Origin of the sequence: Roseomonas nitratireducens (assembly GCF_017813355.1) — a bacterium.
GTDB lineage: Bacteria > Pseudomonadota > Alphaproteobacteria > Acetobacterales > Acetobacteraceae > Neoroseomonas > Neoroseomonas nitratireducens.
Genome location: NZ_JAGIYZ010000024.1, coordinates 23,688 through 40,616 on the forward strand (window position 1 = coordinate 23,688; position 16,929 = coordinate 40,616).

Annotated in this window: 17 protein-coding genes; 6 read left to right on the plus strand and 11 right to left on the minus strand. The window is 69.3% G+C overall.

The genetic code is table 11. The annotated features are described in order from the left end of the window. Positions 1-327 precede the first annotated feature (327 nt). From J5Y09_RS19950 to J5Y09_RS19980, 7 genes are all read right to left on the minus strand, one after another. Positions 328-2,811 (minus strand): DUF927 domain-containing protein, encoded by a 2,484-nt coding sequence (locus J5Y09_RS19950; RefSeq protein WP_209353606.1) that lies wholly within the window; start codon positions 2,809-2,811, stop codon positions 328-330. Then, positions 2,808-3,113 (minus strand): hypothetical protein, encoded by a 306-nt coding sequence (locus J5Y09_RS19955; RefSeq protein WP_209353607.1) that lies wholly within the window; start codon positions 3,111-3,113, stop codon positions 2,808-2,810. The genes J5Y09_RS19950 and J5Y09_RS19955 overlap by 4 nt, the downstream gene beginning before the upstream one ends. Beyond that, positions 3,110-3,460, minus strand: coding sequence for a hypothetical protein (locus tag J5Y09_RS19960; RefSeq protein ID WP_209353609.1), 351 nt, complete (start codon positions 3,458-3,460; stop codon positions 3,110-3,112). The genes J5Y09_RS19955 and J5Y09_RS19960 overlap by 4 nt, the downstream gene beginning before the upstream one ends. 107 nt (positions 3,461-3,567) lie before the next feature. Next, positions 3,568-4,089 (minus strand): hypothetical protein, encoded by a 522-nt coding sequence (locus J5Y09_RS19965; protein ID WP_209353611.1) that lies wholly within the window; start codon positions 4,087-4,089, stop codon positions 3,568-3,570. Further along, complete coding sequence (locus tag J5Y09_RS19970; protein WP_209353613.1) at positions 4,086-4,250, minus strand: hypothetical protein; 165 nt, start codon at positions 4,248-4,250, stop codon at positions 4,086-4,088. The genes J5Y09_RS19965 and J5Y09_RS19970 overlap by 4 nt, the downstream gene beginning before the upstream one ends. Positions 4,251-4,489: 239 nt before the next feature. After that, positions 4,490-4,726 carry a helix-turn-helix transcriptional regulator gene (locus J5Y09_RS19975; RefSeq protein WP_209353614.1) on the minus strand — a complete coding sequence of 79 codons (237 nt, stop codon included), beginning with the start codon at positions 4,724-4,726 and terminating at the stop codon, positions 4,490-4,492. 94 nt (positions 4,727-4,820) lie between these two features. Next, a complete protein-coding gene (locus J5Y09_RS19980) occupies positions 4,821-5,243 on the minus strand; it encodes a hypothetical protein (RefSeq protein WP_209353616.1) in 423 nt (140 codons plus the stop codon). Positions 5,244-6,136: 893 nt separating this feature from the next. Here J5Y09_RS19980 and J5Y09_RS19985 point away from each other — a divergent pair. Then, the gene (locus J5Y09_RS19985; protein WP_209353617.1) at positions 6,137-7,729 is read left to right on the plus strand and encodes a hypothetical protein; all 1,593 of its coding nucleotides are present in this window, start codon (positions 6,137-6,139) and stop codon (positions 7,727-7,729) included. Positions 7,730-8,115: 386 nt separating this feature from the next. Here J5Y09_RS19985 and J5Y09_RS19990 read toward each other — a convergent pair whose 3' ends face one another. Beyond that, on the minus strand, positions 8,116-9,429 hold the full coding sequence (locus tag J5Y09_RS19990) for a tyrosine-type recombinase/integrase (RefSeq protein WP_209353618.1): 1,314 nt from the start codon (positions 9,427-9,429) through the stop codon (positions 8,116-8,118). A gap of 996 nt (positions 9,430-10,425) precedes the next feature. On the opposite strand from J5Y09_RS19990, the gene J5Y09_RS19995 reads away from it, so the two are divergent. Both J5Y09_RS19995 and J5Y09_RS24865 read left to right on the plus strand, forming a co-directional pair. Further along, complete coding sequence (locus J5Y09_RS19995) at positions 10,426-10,776, plus strand: DUF6968 family protein (RefSeq protein ID WP_209353619.1); 351 nt, start codon at positions 10,426-10,428, stop codon at positions 10,774-10,776. Positions 10,777-11,225: 449 nt separating this feature from the next. Continuing rightward, positions 11,226-11,435: a DUF1289 domain-containing protein gene (locus J5Y09_RS24865; protein WP_408904072.1), complete on the plus strand. Its 210-nt coding sequence runs from the start codon at positions 11,226-11,228 to the stop codon at positions 11,433-11,435. Between the two features lie 85 nt (positions 11,436-11,520). On the opposite strand, the gene J5Y09_RS20005 is transcribed toward J5Y09_RS24865, so the two are convergent. Continuing rightward, positions 11,521-11,937: a winged helix-turn-helix transcriptional regulator gene (locus tag J5Y09_RS20005; protein ID WP_209353622.1), complete on the minus strand. Its 417-nt coding sequence runs from the start codon at positions 11,935-11,937 to the stop codon at positions 11,521-11,523. 109 nt (positions 11,938-12,046) lie between these two features. Here J5Y09_RS20005 and J5Y09_RS20010 point away from each other — a divergent pair, with 109 nt between their 5' ends. From J5Y09_RS20010 to J5Y09_RS20020, 3 genes are all read left to right on the plus strand, one after another. Continuing rightward, positions 12,047-12,886 (plus strand): NmrA family NAD(P)-binding protein, encoded by an 840-nt coding sequence (locus J5Y09_RS20010; RefSeq protein WP_209353623.1) that lies wholly within the window; start codon positions 12,047-12,049, stop codon positions 12,884-12,886. 141 nt (positions 12,887-13,027) lie between these two features. Then, a complete protein-coding gene (locus J5Y09_RS20015; protein ID WP_209353625.1) occupies positions 13,028-14,155 on the plus strand; it encodes a histone deacetylase family protein in 1,128 nt (375 codons plus the stop codon). Further along, the gene (locus J5Y09_RS20020; RefSeq protein ID WP_209353627.1) at positions 14,152-15,069 is read left to right on the plus strand and encodes an aminotransferase class IV; all 918 of its coding nucleotides are present in this window, start codon (positions 14,152-14,154) and stop codon (positions 15,067-15,069) included. The genes J5Y09_RS20015 and J5Y09_RS20020 overlap by 4 nt, the downstream gene beginning before the upstream one ends. Positions 15,070-15,085: 16 nt before the next feature. On the opposite strand, the gene J5Y09_RS20025 is transcribed toward J5Y09_RS20020, so the two are convergent. Next, positions 15,086-15,874, minus strand: coding sequence for an ABC transporter ATP-binding protein (locus tag J5Y09_RS20025; protein ID WP_342451513.1), 789 nt, complete (start codon positions 15,872-15,874; stop codon positions 15,086-15,088). Continuing rightward, the gene (locus J5Y09_RS20030; RefSeq protein WP_209353628.1) at positions 15,871-16,884 is read right to left on the minus strand and encodes a FecCD family ABC transporter permease; all 1,014 of its coding nucleotides are present in this window, start codon (positions 16,882-16,884) and stop codon (positions 15,871-15,873) included. The genes J5Y09_RS20025 and J5Y09_RS20030 overlap by 4 nt, the downstream gene beginning before the upstream one ends. Positions 16,885-16,929 lie beyond the last annotated feature (45 nt).

Sequence of the window (16,929 nt, forward strand, 5' to 3'; positions counted from 1 at the left end):
TCGGCAGGGGCCTGGGCGGCGCGGGTGGCGGCGGCGGGGCAGGAACAGCCGCAGCGGCTTCCAGCCTCGCCAGCGCCGCCGCGCGTTCGGCCTCCGTCAGCCCCCATGCGTCCGGGGCCTCGGGTGGCCTGTGGTGTCGCCGCGCAATGCAATCTTGCTCGATTTCCGGTGCAACGGTGGCAACGCTGGCAACAACCGCGGTTTCCCGAGCCTTTGCAGGCGTTGCCACCGCGTTTCCCGTGGTGGCAACGGTGGCAACGGTCGCAGCGGCGATCCGGGCGGCACGGGCTGCGCGCCAGCCTGCCAGCGGATCGGGGCGCGCCGCGGTCATTCCTCTGCCTCGGCGTCGGCCTTGCTCGCGCCGGATAGGATGCTGTCCCGCACCACATAGACGCGGAAGGGCTTCGGCTCTCCGACGCGCTCCATGCGGCTATGGCGCTCCGCAGTCTCGCTCTGCGGCACGAGAAAGCCCGCCACCCGCAACGCACGCGCCGCGGCCTCCGGGTCCATGCCGGCGACAACCTCGCGCTTCCACGTGTCGAGCTGGATCAGGTAGCGCCAGCCGTCCGCGTCGCGCTTGCGCCAACCAGCCCGGTTAATGACGGGGCGGGCTTCGTCGGTCGTCTCGGTCTCGCCCACTACCTGAAAGCGCGCGCTGCCGTGCGCCGCCACGAAGGCGCGCACCGCGGCCACCGCCGCGGCATCCTCGGCCGCGCCGTCACCAGCGGCCCGGTTGCGTCGCCATGCCATGAAGCAAGCCGCCGCGGCCCGCTCGGCTTCGCCCGGCTGCCACGGCAGCACGCCAAGCCCGGCGGCGAGTTCACCGGCAGCGGCGACAAGCCCGAACCGTGCAACGGCGCGGCGAACCTGGCCGGCGGCATCAGGCGGAACGTGCGCGGCAATAAAGGCGTCCACCACCTCGCGGGCCTGCGCTGCTATCCCCTCAGGATCGGCGGCCAGGATTTCGAGCCATGCTCGGCCTGCGGTGCCGTAGTAGCGCCCGGCTGCGGCCTTGATGGCATCTGCTAGCGCCGCGGCGGTCGCGTGGTCGTGCAGCGTCTCGAAAAGCCCATGGGCGCCCGTATCGGCCGGCACGTCCAGCACGCGCACTTCCTGGCCGGCTCGCACCCGCTTAGGCCCGCCGCGCGCCTCGGCCAGCCTATCGGCAAGCCCTTCCTCGCCAGTCGATAGGAACAGCACGCGCCATTCCGCGATGCGGCGGGCGCTGCCGTCGCGGGTGGCGCGGCCCTTGCCGGCACCATTGGCCAACGCATAGGCGCAGGCGGCCACCGTCTCGGCGGGCGCCTCGCCCATTTCATCCAAGGCTAGAAGCAGGTCGCAATGCGCGGCGGCCACCGCCTCTAGAGCGTTGTCGGTGGTGCGCCAGGATCGCACCCATCCGCGCAAGCCGCCGCCGCCCCAAACGCTGCCGGCGGCGAGCAACGCGGTCGATTTGCCGACAGATGACGGCCCGCGCAGATGGAAGCCGCCGCCCTCGCCATTCACCAGCGCCAGCAACGGCGCGGCCAGCGCGGTGCAGATGGCGAAGGCTAGTCGAGTGTTTCCCACCGCCAGCGCGGCCACGTCGCGTTGCCAGTCGGCAAGACTGCCAGCCTGCACCAGCGGCGGCAGCGCATCCGGCCGCTCGGTTTGGAGCATCACGCGGCCCGCGTCGGCGCTACCTAGTGCGCCGTCCGGCAGCACGAAGCAGCGCGCGCCGGGTGTCCCGTGCCAGCCAAGCCGCGCCACTACCCGCACGCGGCCGGGCGGATCGGCGCGTGTCAGATACTCTGCCAGCCGTTCGCGGGCCTTCCTGCCCGGCGCGAGGAACAAACCCGCGTCCAACAGATGCGCGCGAACCTCGGTTCCGTCGCCGGCCAGCATTGCGCGCGGCATCGCCCATTGATGGCGCCGCCCGTCGCCGTCCTTCCATTCGAGTAAGGCGCCCCAAGCCCGGCCTGCGCCGTCATTCGTCGCGGCCACCACGCGCAACGGTCCGCAAACCTGCGCGGGCTGCGCGTCGTCATCGCCCGGCGGCACGAAGAAAAGCCCATCGGGCGTCAGCCGAAAGCCCGGCGGCAATGCGGCAGCGGCGGCGGCTTCCTCAGTCGCAGCGCGCTCGGCCTCAGCGAGCATCGCGCGCAACGCATCCGCCGTGACGCCATCGGGCAGCGCGTCGGCAACATCCCATTTGTCCGGCCATCCGGCGGGGATCTTCACCACCGCCACGGAAGCCGCCCCGGTAGCGCCCAGGGCCTTCACCACGTCCGCGGCAGCGTCGGCGCCGGGCTTGTCGTTATCCGGCCATACGGCCACCGCACGGCCCGCAAGCGGCTTCCAGTCGGCACGCTCCACCGCTTGGGCGCCTCCCTGCCAGGTGGCCACGCAATGCGACGGGAACAGCACCGCGGCGGCCTCCGCGGCCTTTTCGCCTTCCACTACCAGCACGGGCGCGGCCGGCCGGGCGGCGAGGTCGGGCAGGCGGTAAAGCGCGGAAGGCGACGGCGGCCCCTGCCAATGCCAGCCGCGCCGGCCGTCCTTCGTGCCGTAGCTGTAGGGCACGATTTCCTTGCGCCGCCCCGGCGGGTTGAACCTTGCCACCATGAAAAGGGGGCGGCCCTCTGCGTCTCGGTAAATCCACGTCGCGGCGGGCGTGCCGCGCGCGGGATGGCGTGGCACGGCCGGCGGTTCCTCGGGCGCCGGGAGTTCGGGCTTCCAGTCCGGCGCTTTCGTCGCGCCTTCGCTGCCTGCGGTGGTGGAGCGCTGCGGCCCGGACGGCAGCGGCGCGAACATATCGGCGGCGTCGTTCATCGGCCGGCCTCCGTTTCGATGCTTTCAAGCCACCGCTCGGCGGCGGCGGCGTCATGGCGAGAGACGAACAGCGCGACGGTTCCGCCCATTTCGAGCGCTGTCCGCGCGATGGTCGCGAAGTCGGCTGCGGCGTTCGGTGGGGGCGGAAATGGCAGCATCGCGCCGCGCGGCGGCGGCATGGTGTCGAGGTCCGACAGCAGCGGCGCACGGCCGATAGCGGCGGCCACGGCCACCACGCGCGGCTTATGCGGGCGCGGCTCGGGCAGCACTTCCACCCGGATTTGCAGGGGGGCGCCGCTCATTGGCTGGCCTCCGCCCCAAGCATCCGCGCGAGATGCCGCGCCGCATCGGCCTGCGGCACGCGGGCGACGGCAGCGGCGAGGCTCACGAAGTCCCCGCCCTTGTCGCCTGTCGCGTTGTCGATCCAGGCGCCCGCGCGGTCGCCTTCCAGCCGCACGCGCAGGGATTTGCCGGCAGCGCCGGACAGGTCGCCCGCCGCCCATTCCTTCCCGTGGCGCGCACCACCGGGCAGCAGCCTGCGGCACACGTCCTCGGCTCGGGCGCGGGCCGCTCGATTGATCGCGGCGAAGTCCGGCGCCGGCTCGGCCTCTGCGATGCGTCGCACCGCCGCGGCCTGGCGGGCTGTCATCCCGCCCCATGGCGCTCGCCTCGCCACGTCCTGAAGGAAGGCGCGCGCCTTTGGGGACAGGTCTTGCCGGGCGAGCGCCGCTCGCAGCGTCGCCATGGGATCGCCGCTCATGGCGCATCCCCCCTGCACCAAGACGGCGGGACGGGATGCGGCGGCAGGTCTTCCGGAACCTGGATCAGCAGCACGCCAAGCGGCGGAAGCCCCTCGCTCGCGCGGCGATCCCGCTCGCGCTCCGCAAGGTCCATCCATGCGGGCTCCGCTGCGGTCGTTGTTTCGATCAGCAGCACCCGCCGGAAGATTTGCGCGGCAGCCACTACCCATTCGTAGTGCCGCAGTTCCCCGCCGGCCGCGTGGATCATCACCCGCGGCGCCCAGGGGAAAAGCCTGCCCGCATCGGGGAAGTCCGCCGGTCCGCTTGAGATGCCGGCATCGTCGCCCACGACAATAACGGTGGGCGCCTTGCTCCATAGCGCCTCGCGCGGCAGGCGGCTTCGCGGAAGCAGTTCGACCAGGGCGAGGTCGCCCGCCAAGACGGCGCGATAGAGCGCGTTGCGGAAGCCATAGCCTGCGGCTTCCTGCCAGCCGATGACGGCGCTTATCCGGGCGCGGTCGGATATCGCCCCGATCATTGCCGGGCCTCCGCGCGCTCGGGTGTCGGCGCCGCGCGCAAGGCGCGCAGGGCGTCCGCTTCCACGATTTCGGCGGCACCGTGATCGCCGCGAAGGCGCAGGGATGCGGCCTCACTCAGCAGCGCGCGCAGCGGCGCGGTGCAGGTGGTTGAAGGTTCCATGTCTCGGCTCTTTCAGCCCGGCCGGGACGCTCGCGGAAACCGCAGCAAACGCTAGCGAGGGATGGCGCTTTGCCCTATATCGGGCGTGCCAGTAATCGCGCTCTTGTTCCCTCGCCCGGCTGCGCTCCATCGAGCGCGCCGGGCGTTTCATTAGGTGGTGGCGAAGCGCGCCAGCCCGACCAGCAACAGCAGGGCAAGCAGCGCGAGGGATGGGGCGGCGAGGCTCAGGGCGGCGCGCATCAGGCTGCCACCCCAAGCGCGGCGCGCAGTTCCGACAGGCGCCAGCGCGGCGACTTGGCGCCAATGTAAATTGGCGGCGGGAAGCGCCCTTCCTTCACGCGAAGCCAAAATGTGCTGACGCCAATTCGCGCGACCGCCGCGCCTTCCGCGGCGGTCAATAGCGCGGCGTCTGCCGCGAATGAAGGCGCAGGCGGAAGGGGCTTGCGGCGGCGAGGTTCGGAAAGATCAGAAGGCATTTGGCCGTCTCCCTATGGGGGTGAACGGCGCTGGATTATTCACATGGACGAGCGCGAAGCCACACCACCAAATCAGCGATTTATGTCGGCGACGTCAGCGTCCCGAGAAATAACGCTTCGCTCTATCGTAGGCCTTCTCAGCCGCGTCATGGCTCAAATTATAGTCCGCCGCTATCTCGTCGATTGCCTGTGTGCGCGGTGTGCGTGGGCCCAGGAAGAAATAGCGGTGCCAGATTTCTTCTTGTCGTGAGCGGTTGGGGCTTCGCCCGCGCGGTCGCTTGAACGGGGTGCGGATCAAGTCCGCCAGTTCGGCGTGATGCTCGGGGCGTAAATGGCGAGCGTGGAAAACAAGAGCAGCAAGCGCGCCCGAAAACTGTTCTGGTGTCTCGGCGTAGAGGTGCAGCGCATCCCACAATGAATCGAGATAATTCGAGCCCCACTCGCCAAGGTCCGGCGGTGATACCTCAGGGGGCGCGCTGCCTCCATCGGTGGGGGCGGGCTTTTCTTCGTCCGACATTCAGCGCCTCCGATGCGCTCTCCGAAAGGAAGGCGGCGGGGCTGCGCGGTTCGGAGTTCCGCGCGGGCTGGCCGGCCCTTGCCCCGCCGATAGTCAGACTAGCGAGACGCGGGCGCGTCACGCCACCGCATCGGCCCCGCGGCGCGCGTGGCGCTTTTCTCGCCAGGAATTGATGGCTACGCGCGCCAATTGCCGGGCGGCATCCTCAGCGCATGTGGGATCGGGCTTCGCGCGCTCGGCTCGAAAAAACGGCCGGATCAGGGCGCTCTTGCCGTCTGTCGCGTCGCGGACTCCACCGAGGCAACCTTATATCAGCCGCCGCCTAACTGTTTCTGCCAAAGTAGTGTTGGCAAAGGGCAGTAGCTTCCTCGGCGAGTGCGGCATACCTGGGCGGGTGTCGTAGATCGCAAAACAACCTAACAGCCATATTGTCGCGGCGCGCGTTGTTTGGGCTTACGCCGCCGGGCATGATACCACAGATCTCTACTCAGTATTCGGGGTGCGGAATATAATGATTAATATATCCAATGCATTTCCGAAAAGAGTGTTTCCGTTCATCTTGATGTTCTTAACTAGACTTTGGCGGTACAGTCACTTGTAGATACGAAAAGGGCGTGCGAACGGGGTGGTTCTGCACGGGAGCGCCCGCACGACGGAGGCGGTCCGTCGCGACAAAGTGCACTCAAGCGGACCTTCGGGGCCTGGCACGGCGCCTCGGCATTAGCCGCGAGAGCAGCGCGAACTTGTCTGCAGTCTGCTGCAGGGGGAGGCGAAGCCATGCGTATCGGAATCGCGCTCGGGGCCCTGCAAGCCGTCATGGTGCACTGGTGCGCCGACAATCCCTCGCTGGTCCGGGGCGGGAGGGTGCTGCGGTGTGAAGGGGTCAATGCACGGTGGACGGCGTGATCGCGCGAGGCGTTCCTGTGCATCGCCAGTATGTAGTTCCGGTCGCGCTATTCATCCTTGTCTGCATGTCCTGCGTACCGCTCTTCGTGGCACCGGTACCGCCGCTGGTGGACTACCCTAACCACTTGGCACGCCTTTGGCTTATCGCGGGAGGCGCTGCCGAACCCCCGCTCAATGCATTCTACGTTGTGGATTGGGCACGCGCTTCGACGAACATCGGCGTGGACTTGCTTGCCCTCGTGCTCGCACCGACCATTGGTGTTGAGGCTGTGGGTCGGTTGGCCGTGGCGTTCGCGCTGCTCATGCCCATCGCGGGCGCGCTTGCTCTCGGGCGCATCGTGGCGGGAGCGTGGCATTTGGGGCTACTCCCGATCCCGGTGTTAGCCTGGAACATCAATTTCGCCGCCGGCTTCCTCAACCAGCAAATAGCCATCGGTGCTGCCTTGCTGACTGCGGCTGCGCTGGCAGCCACACAACCACGGCTGCTCGTGCGTACAGTCGTAGTAACGGTGGCGGGGGCGGCCATCTTTGTCATTCATTTAGCGGGCGCAGCCGCCCTTGCCGGACTCGCCGGTGCGCTCGCCTTTGGCGAGCGGTATCCAACGTGTCGCCTGTCGTGGCTGCGTGCCTTGAGGCGCGCATGTCTTGGCGCTGCGCCTATCGTGCTCGCGGTCGCCGCTCTCATGCATATCGCCGAAAGCCCGCCCGGCGTCGCCGGTGAGGGGACAACTAATTTCGTCTTTTGGACTTGGCAGGCTAAGGCCAAGGTCCTCGTGCCGCTGCTCCCATTCCTTGTCTACGCTGTCGCCGAAGGCGTGGCGCTCGCGCTGGTTCTTGTCTTGCTCGCGACGGCAATGGCGCGCGCAGGTCGGCTTGTGCAACATGCGGGGCTTGCGCTCCTGGCCGGTGTACTCATCGTCGCCGCGGTGATCCTCCCATCAAGCATTGGCGATACGACGCAGATCGAGTTTCGTTGCGCGTGGCTCAGCCTAATTTGCCTGCTCGCGGCTCTGCGGCCAGGCCCGTGGCCCATGTCGCGCGCGATCGCCGGCGCTGCGGCGATGCTCGTCGCTGTTGGGACTGCGAAGGCCGTGTGGAAAGCCGACATTTGGCGGCGCGGCGCGGCTGAGATTGCCGCCGTAGATCGTGCCGTTTCCCGCCTGCCGGTGGGCAGCATCCTGCTACCTGTTAGTGCCGGAGCGGAGGGCAATAAGGATCGGCCACGCGGCATGCGCCTTGCCATTGACTGGCCTCTGCATATGCATCTGGGCCATCGTGCTGTGAACCTGCGTGGAGCATTCGTGCCCGGCCTGTTCAGCACTGCTGGCAAGCAGCCTGTGCGCGTCTTGGAACCCTGGCGGGCCTGGTCGGTAGCCTTTGATCAACCGCCGTCGGTGACAGAACTTCGCGCCGCCCGCGACGGCCGCGATTGGCGTGGCGTGTTCACACACCTGCTGCTTCTGGATGCGGATGGGGTGCCGACTAATGCCCTTCCCGAAGGCCTTGAGGCGCTTGCTGATGAGGGGTTCGCGCGGCTGTATCGGGTCATCGCGCCGCTTGAGCTTCGACCAATCCGATAGCGCCACATGATGCGATGCGGACGTTTGCGGCAGCGGGAGCGAAAAAGATGTTGCCGGATGGCGCGCATGGAGGTGGGCGGGCTGAAGCCAATCACTCGTGAAACCCGCAACAGCCGTGATGAGGATCCGAGATAGAACGCAGCCTCCGGATTGCTGCCAAATTTGTTCGAGCCGCCGCCCGATGCTTTCACCACCGGGACGGGGCGCCCTCATTGCCGCGGAAGCCGCCGCGGCTCGGATGCTTGGCGTTGCCACCGTTGCCACCAGTGACAACGCTACTGGCAACGCTTGAAAGCCCCGGATTTCTGCGGTTGTTGCCACCGTTGCCACCGTTGCCACCGTTGCCGGTGAAAACGGCATGGGATGCAATGCGCGCGGCCATGGCGTCAGCCGTTGCCCGTCGCCCGCTTGGCGCGAGCAGCGGCGAGGCTGGCAGGGGCGGCGGGTGTCTTGGCGCAATGCTCACCCCACGCGTCCATCATTGGCCGGCGCTGTTCAAGCATGTCCTCGCGCGCATAGGCGGCGCGCACCTTGTCCTTATCAGCATGGGCTAGCGCCAGTTCGGAAAGCGGGTCGGGATAGCCGGCCGCGAGGCTCCATCCCTTGAAGGTCGCGCGGAAGCCATGCGGCACCACCGGGCGGCCTTCAATGTCCCGCCAGCGCGGCGGCTCATGCTCGGCCAGCCCGTCACACGCCATGCCGCGCACCAACATGGACAGCGCCATATCTGACAGCGGGCGGCCTGCACGGGCGCCGGGGAATACAAGGTCGCTCGGCTTCTTCGCCAGCGGGCGCACCGCCTCCAACAGCGCCAACGCGGCAGGGGCAAGCGGTGTGCGGTGGGGCTTCTTCGTTTTCATATTCGCAGCCGGTGCCGTCCACACCTTCGCGGCGAGGTCTATCTCGCGCCATTGCATCAGGCGCACCGCGCCCGTGCGGCTGCCCGTCAGGATAGCGAAGCGCAGCGCCCTCGCGGCCATTCCGTCCCGCTCGGCAAGCGCAGCCATGAAGGCGCCCATTTGCTGCCAGGGAAGGGAAGGGTGGTGCGCCACCGGGCGCACCTTTCGGGGCGAGGGCAGCGTTGCGGAAAGATGCCCCTTCCACCGGGCCGGATTTGCGAGCGTATCGGAGCGCCATCCCTTCACGCGGGCATCGTCTAGCACCGCCTCAATACGCTGGCGCAGCCGCGAAGCCGTCTCGGGAGTGCGGTCCCAAATCGGGCGCAGCACCGCCAGCACGTCATCCGTTCCGATAGCTGCCACCGCCTTCTTTCCGATGGTCGGGAAGGCATGTTGTTCCAGCGTGGCGAGCCATTGCGCGGCGTGCTTCGCGCTGCGCCAGCCGGCGCGCTTCGTCTCTACCAGGGCGCGGGCGGCGGCTTCGAAGGTGCGCGCGGTGGCCTCTGCCGTGTCGCGCTTCGTCTTTTCGCGCTGCGCCTCACGCTCCGCGATGGGGTCGCGGCCTTCGTCCAACATTGCGCGGGCAGCCGCAGCACGCTTGCGGGCCTCGGCCAGCGGCACGCCGGCCGGCGGTTCCCCCACGGGGCCTAAGCCCATCTCGCGGGGCTTGCCGTGCAGGGTGTAGCGGAACAGCCAGGACTTCGAACCGCCGGCCGCAACCTGCAAATAGAGGTTGCCACCATCCGGGAAACGCACGGGCCGCTTGCCCTTCGCAGGATCGTGGCGAAGCGCCTTCACCATGACGGCGGTTAGGTTCCCAATCGCCCTACCCATTCCTGAACCTCACCGCTCTACCCCCATTCATACCCCCGCGAAGGACGGGGGTAGGATTAAATCGGGCTAGACGGGTGTAGATTATTGGTTCGTCAGAATGCAATGTAAAAGGCGGGATACAGGACGGTCCTAGACAGGCTTAGTCTTGAATATGGCAGACACCCTCTCCGCCAGTTTCGCTCTGGTTCGCACCGCTACGCTGCTTTTCGCTCTGGCTCGCGCAGCCTCGCGGCGAAGCCGAGCAGGAACCTACGCAAAGCCATCCAACTGAGCGCCCTTCCTTCGCTCATAAGGGCCACAGTGGTTAGTTTCCTCATGACGACTACCCTGGGCAGCCCCAACCGGCAGTGATTGTGTTTGGGCTGTCCACCTTGGCCTTGTCCGGCAAGCGCTGGGGGGAGGCTGTAGCCTTTGCTCAGGCGCAATGTTCTAATTTCGTTCTTGAAAATTTTCCTATATTGATGCATGTTTTGTCTTCGAACACGGAGGCCTCTCATGGGCGGGCTGTCATCTGCTGCAATTCCAGACCGCGCGGCAGCTATCGAAAGCTCCCCAGCGCTCGCCAGAAGACCACTTCTCGGTACCCACCCACCCGCACGCAGCGCGTCGACACCTCCTGGCATCGGGAGCGAGGCCGGTATTGTAAATGTGCGGAGCTACGTCAGAACGGTAGAGGGCAAACCCGTAACCGTCTCTGCCCACACGCGCGCTGATCCCGCGGGCGGGGACAACGAAGATCCCAGTCCTGCCATCGTCGAGGGTAGCGAGGTGGAGCGCTCCATAGCCATCGCTGACGCAAGAAGCGCTGCCTGCGACGCCCAACTTGTGCGTGATCAGATGGTTTGCCGTACCTTGCCCTCGCCAGCCGTGAGGCGATCCTGCTGGGCCAGTGCCATGGAACGCTATGCGCAATGTGGACGCGGTTCATACATTCCACCGCTCATGATCGGGAGGTAGTTCAAGATGTCCAATATTCCAAGTGACGCGCCCATCGACGTCATCGCCTCCCGGGTCATGGAAGTCGATGGCAAGCCACAATTCCATGTCAGGATTGGCCGTCCGACACTTGCGCCCGAAGGCGACTGCTGGTTCTGCGCCTACGAGATCGTAGGTCCTCTGACGAACCGAAAAGGGCAGTTTGGCGGTGAGGATGCCATGCAGGCGCTGGTGAACGCGCTGTACTGCGCTTCTGTTGACGTCGAGATTTGCGCGGAGAACGCGCAAGGGAGGCTGTCCTGGCTGGGCGACGCGGAGGATTTCGGCTTGCCCTCGCCACCGATGCGCTCCGCGCGTGAGGTCAGCGGGCGGAAGTGATCCATCGCTGTCTGTCGGGCCGCCCATGCATCAAACAGCGGCCCGGTAGGTTTGCAGAGACCGTTGATCTCCGGCTCATCTCGCCCCGCCAGATTTCCGCCGCCCCGCCCGAACACGCCGCACCAGGCCCTTGGCGCCGCCAACCTCGATCGCGCCGGCATTGCCGCGCCTTTGGAACGTGCCTCCACCGGAAACCGAAGCATCCGGCGGGCTGTTGCCGCGAAGCCCTTCCTCTCCCCCATCCTGCAGGCCATCGGTCGACCCGGATCGTCCGGCCTGCACCTGACGAGCGGTTTGGCGCGCGACGCCGACCGCAGCATGCGGGGGCGGGCCAGTACGCGGAGTGGCACCTGTTCCCGGCACCCCGACTGGCCAGCCTCGATGACGGCGCCGGGGCGGGGCGCGCCTGTGGCGCTGGGTGTCGCGAAAGGCCAATGTGCCGGAACGTCATGACACCAAGCGATGAACGGCAGGCCGGGGGCAGAAGCGTCGCGTCGCCCTGCCGCGGCACCTGCAGTTACGACGCCGCGGCCGGGCTGTGCCGCGATTGCGGCAGGCTGGCCCATGAGATCGGGGAATGGCCGTCCGCGACGGCAGAGCGGCGCCGGGAGATCAGCGCCGCCGCCGCCCTGCGCCTCGCGCCCGGCGGAGGCCCGTAGCGCGCTGGCATGTGGCTGGCCGCGCGTGCGTTTCTGGCGCGGCGGCTCCGCGACGCGATGCCCGCGCCAGGGACGCGTCCGGCAATCATCGCGCGCCGGCGGCGTCGTAGCGGCGCTGCGCTTCCATCACCGCCTCGATGTGCTGCTCCGCCCAGCGTGCGATCTCGGCGATGCGCGCGGCCAGCGTCTCGCCGAGCGGGGTGATCGAGTACTCGACCGTGACGGGCACCGTCGCGAAGGCGCGGCGATGCAGCAGTCCGTCGCGCTCCAGCTTCTTCAGCGTCTGCGACAGCACCTTCTGCGAGACGCCCTGGATGTCGCGTCGCAGCTGGTTGAAGCGCATCGGCCGCAGCGCGAGCCGGCCGAGGATGAGCACCACCCATTTGTCGGCGAGGCGATCGAGCACGAGGCGCGTCGGACAGGCCTCGCAGTAGACGTCGTAGGGAGGCACGACGGGTGGCGATGCGGGGGTGGTTTCCTCCGGGTGACCTGGTGACGTCATGGTGCCTTCTTCACAGCGATCCGCCGGCTTTCTATCTGCTTCCCCATCGTAATCAGGTTTCCGAAAGATACCAAGTTCCTCGGAGACCCATCGCGCGGAGCAGCATGCCATGGCCGGCAAGATCCTCGTCCTCGGTGCCACGGGCACCGTCGGCACCCCCCTCGTCGCAAACCTCCTCGCCGCCGGGGAGGCGGTGAAGGCGGCGACCCGCAACGCCACCCCCGTCGCGGGGGCCGAGGCAGTGCGCTTCGACCTCGCCGACGCCGCCACGCACGGGCCCGCCTTCGAGGGCGTGGACCGCGCCTTCATCCTGCTGCCGGCCGGACATCTCGACATCGAGCGCCTGCTCGGCACGGTGACCGCGGCGGCCGCCGCGCGGCGCGTGAAGGTGGTGCTGATGTCGGTCTTCGGCGTCGATGCCGACGACAGCATCCCCTATCGCCGCGCCGAGATCGCGCTGGAGCGGAGCGGCACGCCGCACGTGATCCTCCGGCCCAACTGGTTCGCCGACAATTTCCACAGCTTCTGGCTTGCCGGCATCCGGCAGGGCGTCATCGCCGTGCCCGCCGCCGAGGGCCGCACCAGCTTCATCGACGTGCGCGACATCGCGGCGAGCGCGGCCGCGGCGCTACGCAGCGACCGCTTCGACGGCCGCGCCTTCAACCTGACCGGGCCGGCGGCGCTCGGCTACGCGGATGCGGCCGCGATCCTGTCGCAGGCGTCGGGGCGGCCCATCCGGTACCTGCCGGTGGACGACGCGTCCTTCATCGCGACGCTGACCGGCGCCGGCGTGCCGGTGGACTATGCGGGCTTCCTCGCCTCGATCTTCCATCCGGTCCGCGAAGGATGGACGGCCGGCGTGACCGGCGATGTGGAGGCGCTGACCGGCGTCGCGCCGCGCAGCCTCGCCGCCTATGCCGCGGACAACGCCGCGCGCTTCCGCGCCTGACGCGCGTGCCCCTCGCGTGCTCCGTCGGCCATGCGGCCGGGAGCCGCGAGGGGGAGTCGGGCCATGTCTCCACGCCGGCGCCGGTCGCGCGCGCCGAGCGCTCGCACCCCATGCGACAGCAGCGCTGGGTTGCCGAAACCGATGAGCGCCATCGCGCCGCCCATCCGGCGTTGCCTCGCCTTGGGAACCAGCCTCTACTGGGCCCCAGAGCATCCGGCGGGCGTTGTCGTGAAGGTCTTCTTCTCCCCCCATCATGCCGGGCATCGGCCGGCCCAGACCTTCCGGCATGGCCGCGTCGTCGCGAACCGGGACCTGCCGGCGCGGGCCGACAACATCCTCGCCGCGCTGCGCGCCGACGGGCACGCGCTGCTGAATGCTGCCCCGCACGGGCCGAAGCCTGTCGCCGCCATCCACACGCCGGAGTATCTCGACTTCCTCCAGCATGCCTGGGGCGAGTGGCGGAAGATCGAAGGCGCGTCGGAGGATGTCTTCCCCTACATCTTCCCCGTGCGCGGCATGGACAACGCCTATCCGTCCTCGATCGTCGGCCGCGCCGGCTACCACATGCATGATTGCTGGGCCCCGATCGGCGAACATACCTGGGCGGTCGCGATCGAGTCCGCGAACCTCGCCGTTGAGGCCGCGTCGCATGTCCTGCGGGGCGAGGCGGCCGCCTACGCGCTCTGCCGCCCATCCGGCCACCACGCCTTCGCCGACATGGGCGGCGGCAACTGTTTCCTGAACAACGCGGCCATCGCGGCGCAGCACCTGCGCCAGGGCTTCGGCCGCGTCGCGCTGATCGACATCGACGTGCACCACGGCAACGGATCGCAGGGCATCTTCTACTGCCGCGACGACGTGTTCTTCGCCTCGCTCCATCGCGACCCGATCGACTACCACCCCTATTTCGCCGGCCACGCGCATGAACGGGGCGAGGGGCGGGGCCTCGGCTTCAACCTGAACCTGCCGCTGCCGAAGGGCGCGGGCGACGACGCCTTCCTCGCCGCGCTCGAGGCCGCCTGCGCGCGCATCCAGGCCTTCCAGGCGGAGGCGCTGGTCGTCTCCCTCGGCGTCGATGCGCATGAAGACGACCCGACCGAGGGGCTCAAGGTCACCTTCGACGGCTTCCGCCGGATCGGCGCCAGGCTCGCGGCGCTGCGCCTGCCCACCGCGCTGGTGCAGGAAGGCGGCTACAACATGGACACCATCGCGCGCTGCGTCGCCGGCGCGCTGGCGGGCTTCGAGGGACGGGAGACTCAGGCTGCATGAACGCGATCGACGAAATGGCCGCGGCCCAGGGGGTCGCCTACATGGACGGCCGGTTCATGCCGCTCGCCGAGGCCACCATCCCCATCCTCGACCGCGGCTTCCTGCGCTCCGACGTGACCTACGACGCGCTGCACGTCTGGAAGGGCCGCTTCTTCCGCATGCAGGACCATATCGAGCGGTTCCGCGCCTCCATCGCCGGGCTGCGCATGTCTCTGCCGCACACCGACGACGAACTGCGCGACATCCTGATGGAATGCGTCCGCCGCACCGGCTACCGCGACGCCTTCGTCATGGTGATGTGCTCCCGCGGCGTGCAGCCGCCCGGCACGCGCGACCCGCGGCTCTGCCGCAACCGGCTGTATGCCTATGTCACGCCCTTCCTGTGGATCGCGAACGAGGACCAGCGGCGGGACGGCTGGAAGCTGGTCCTGGCGAAGACGCAGCGCATCCCGTCGGAGGCGCTCGACCAGCGGATCAAGAACTTCCACTGGCTCGACCTGACCATGAGCCTGTTCGAGGCCTACGACCAGGATGCGCACACCACCGTGCTGCCGCTGGCCGACGGCACGATCACCGAGGGGCCGGGCTACAACGTCTTCATCGTGAAGGACGGCGCGCTGGCCTCCCCCGACCGCGGCATGTTCGAGGGCATCACGCGCCGCACCGTCGCCGAGATCGCCGCCGACCTGCAGATGCGCTGCGAGTTCCGCCCCGTGCGCGTCGAGGAGCTGGACACGGCGGACGAGATCTTTTCCAGCACCACCGCGGGCGGCATCACGCCGATCACCTCCTACAACGGCAGGCCGATCGGCGATGGCAGGCCGGGCCCGGTCACGCGGCGCATCCTCGACCTCTACTGGCAGCGGCACGAGGACGCGGCCTTCACGACGCCGGTCGTCTACGACGATCCCTGAGGCGGCGCGCGGCGGGTCAGGTCACCACCGGCGCGCAGACCAGCCGCGTGCCGCCGGGCACCGGCACCTCCGCCACCACCGCCTCCACCCCATAGGCGGCGCGCAGCCGGTCGGGCGTGACGAGCACCGCCGGCGCCATCGGCCCTTCCAGCCGCCCGCCATGCAGCAGCATCGCGGCATCGGCCACCAGCAGCGCGTGGTCGGGGTGGTGTGTCGTCATCAGCACCGCGAGGCCGTCGCGCGTGGCGAGCGCCCGCACCTGGCGCAGCACCAGCGCCTGGTTGCCGAAGTCGAGGCTCGCGGTAGGCTCGTCCATCACGAGGCAGCGCGCCTCCTGCGCCAATGCGCGCGCGATCAGCACCAATTGCCGCTCGCCGCCCGACAATTCCGTCACCGGCCGGTCCGCCAGATGCGCGATGCCGAGCCGGTCGAGCGCCGCTTCCGCCGCCGCGCGGTCGCGCGCGCCGGGGCCGGCCAGCAGCGGCAGGCGCGCCGCCCGGCCCATCGCCACCACCTCCCGCGCCGGATAGGCGAAGCCGCCGGGCGAGGCCTGCGGCACATAGGCGAGCAGGCGCGCCACCTCCCGCCGTGCCAGTCGCGCGACGGGCGTGCCGGACAGGCGCACCTCCCCCGCCAATGGCGCGATCAGGCCGAGCAGCGTGCGCAGCAGCGTCGTCTTGCCGCCGCCGTTGGGGCCGAGCAGCGCCAGCACGCGCCCTTCCTCCAGCGCGAAGCCGATGTCGCGCGCCACGACGCGCCGGCCATGGCCGACGGCGAGCGCCTCGGCCTGCAGCAGCGCGGTCACGCCCCGCCCCCGCTGCGCGCCCGCGCCAGCAGCCACAGGAACAGCGGCGTGCCGAGCACCGCGGTCAGCACGCCGAGCGGAAGTTCCGTGCGCCCCGCCATGCGCGCAAGCGTGTCGACGGCCAGCAGGAAGGCCGCGCCGAGCAGCATGGACAGCGGGATCAGCCGCCGCAGGTCGGGCCCGCCGAGCAGCCGCGCCATGTGCGGCACGACCAGCCCGACCCAGCCCACCGCGCCGGCCAGCGCCGTGACGGCGGCGGTGGCGAGCGTCGCGCCCGCGACCGCTGCGGCGCGCAGCCGCCCGGTCTCGACGCCCAGCGCGCGGGCCTCGTCCTCCCCCAGCGTCAGCAGGTTCAGCCGCCAGCGCAGCAGCAGCAGCACCAGCAGCCCCGCGAGCGCGGCGGGTGCCGCCGCCAGCATGTCCCCGCGCGTCGCGGCGGACAGCGTGCCGAGCAGCCAGAAGGTGATCGCCGGCAGTTGGTTGTAGGGATCGGCCAGCACCTTCAGCAGGCTGATCGCCGCCCCCATCAGCGCGCCGAGCGCGATGCCTGCCAGGATCAGCACCAGCAGCGGGTCGCCCTGGCCGCGCACCGCCGCGGCGATCGCCGCCACCGCGGCCACGGCGGCGATCCCGCCCGCGAAGGCCATGCCCTGCACGAGCACGACCGGCAGGCCCAGGAAAATGCCGAGCACCGCGCCGAGCGAAGCCCCCGCGCTGACACCAAGCAGGTCGGGGGAGGCGAGCGGGTTGCGGAACATCCCCTGGAACGCCGCGCCCGCGGCGGCGAGCGAGGCGCCCACCAGCATCGCGGCCGCGACGCGCGGCGCGCGGATGTTCCAGAACACCGTCGCCGCCACGTCGTCCCGTGCGCCGAGCAGGATCGACGGCAGGTCGCCAGGCGCGATCGGGAAGCGCCCGACGGCGAGCGCGCCCGCCATGGCCGCGAGCAGCGCTGCGACCGCCAGCGTCCAGGCCAGCGGCCCGCGCCAGGGGCTGTCCGCCCGGCTCATCGACGATAGCCCGCCGCGCCGCCGGGCGCCGGGTGCCATCGCGTG

Coding starts and splice junctions, on each gene's coding strand:
- J5Y09_RS19960 (WP_209353609.1), bottom strand. CDS start 3,460: ATGACAGCCCGCCAGGCCGCGGCGGTGCGACGCATCGCAGAGGCCGAG.
- J5Y09_RS24865 (WP_408904072.1), top strand. CDS start 11,226: ATGACACCAAGCGATGAACGGCAGGCCGGGGGCAGAAGCGTCGCGTCG.
- J5Y09_RS19965 (WP_209353611.1), bottom strand. CDS start 4,089: ATGATCGGGGCGATATCCGACCGCGCCCGGATAAGCGCCGTCATCGGC.
- J5Y09_RS19955 (WP_209353607.1), bottom strand. CDS start 3,113: ATGAGCGGCGCCCCCCTGCAAATCCGGGTGGAAGTGCTGCCCGAGCCG.
- J5Y09_RS19990 (WP_209353618.1), bottom strand. CDS start 9,429: ATGGTGAAGGCGCTTCGCCACGATCCTGCGAAGGGCAAGCGGCCCGTG.
- J5Y09_RS19970 (WP_209353613.1), bottom strand. CDS start 4,250: ATGGAACCTTCAACCACCTGCACCGCGCCGCTGCGCGCGCTGCTGAGT.
- J5Y09_RS19975 (WP_209353614.1), bottom strand. CDS start 4,726: ATGCCTTCTGATCTTTCCGAACCTCGCCGCCGCAAGCCCCTTCCGCCT.
- J5Y09_RS20010 (WP_209353623.1), top strand. CDS start 12,047: ATGGCCGGCAAGATCCTCGTCCTCGGTGCCACGGGCACCGTCGGCACC.
- J5Y09_RS20020 (WP_209353627.1), top strand. CDS start 14,152: ATGAACGCGATCGACGAAATGGCCGCGGCCCAGGGGGTCGCCTACATG.
- J5Y09_RS19950 (WP_209353606.1), bottom strand. CDS start 2,811: ATGAACGACGCCGCCGATATGTTCGCGCCGCTGCCGTCCGGGCCGCAG.
- J5Y09_RS20015 (WP_209353625.1), top strand. CDS start 13,028: ATGAGCGCCATCGCGCCGCCCATCCGGCGTTGCCTCGCCTTGGGAACC.
- J5Y09_RS19995 (WP_209353619.1), top strand. CDS start 10,426: ATGTCCAATATTCCAAGTGACGCGCCCATCGACGTCATCGCCTCCCGG.
- J5Y09_RS19980 (WP_209353616.1), bottom strand. CDS start 5,243: ATGTCGGACGAAGAAAAGCCCGCCCCCACCGATGGAGGCAGCGCGCCC.
- J5Y09_RS20005 (WP_209353622.1), bottom strand. CDS start 11,937: ATGACGTCACCAGGTCACCCGGAGGAAACCACCCCCGCATCGCCACCC.
- J5Y09_RS20030 (WP_209353628.1), bottom strand. CDS start 16,884: ATGAGCCGGGCGGACAGCCCCTGGCGCGGGCCGCTGGCCTGGACGCTG.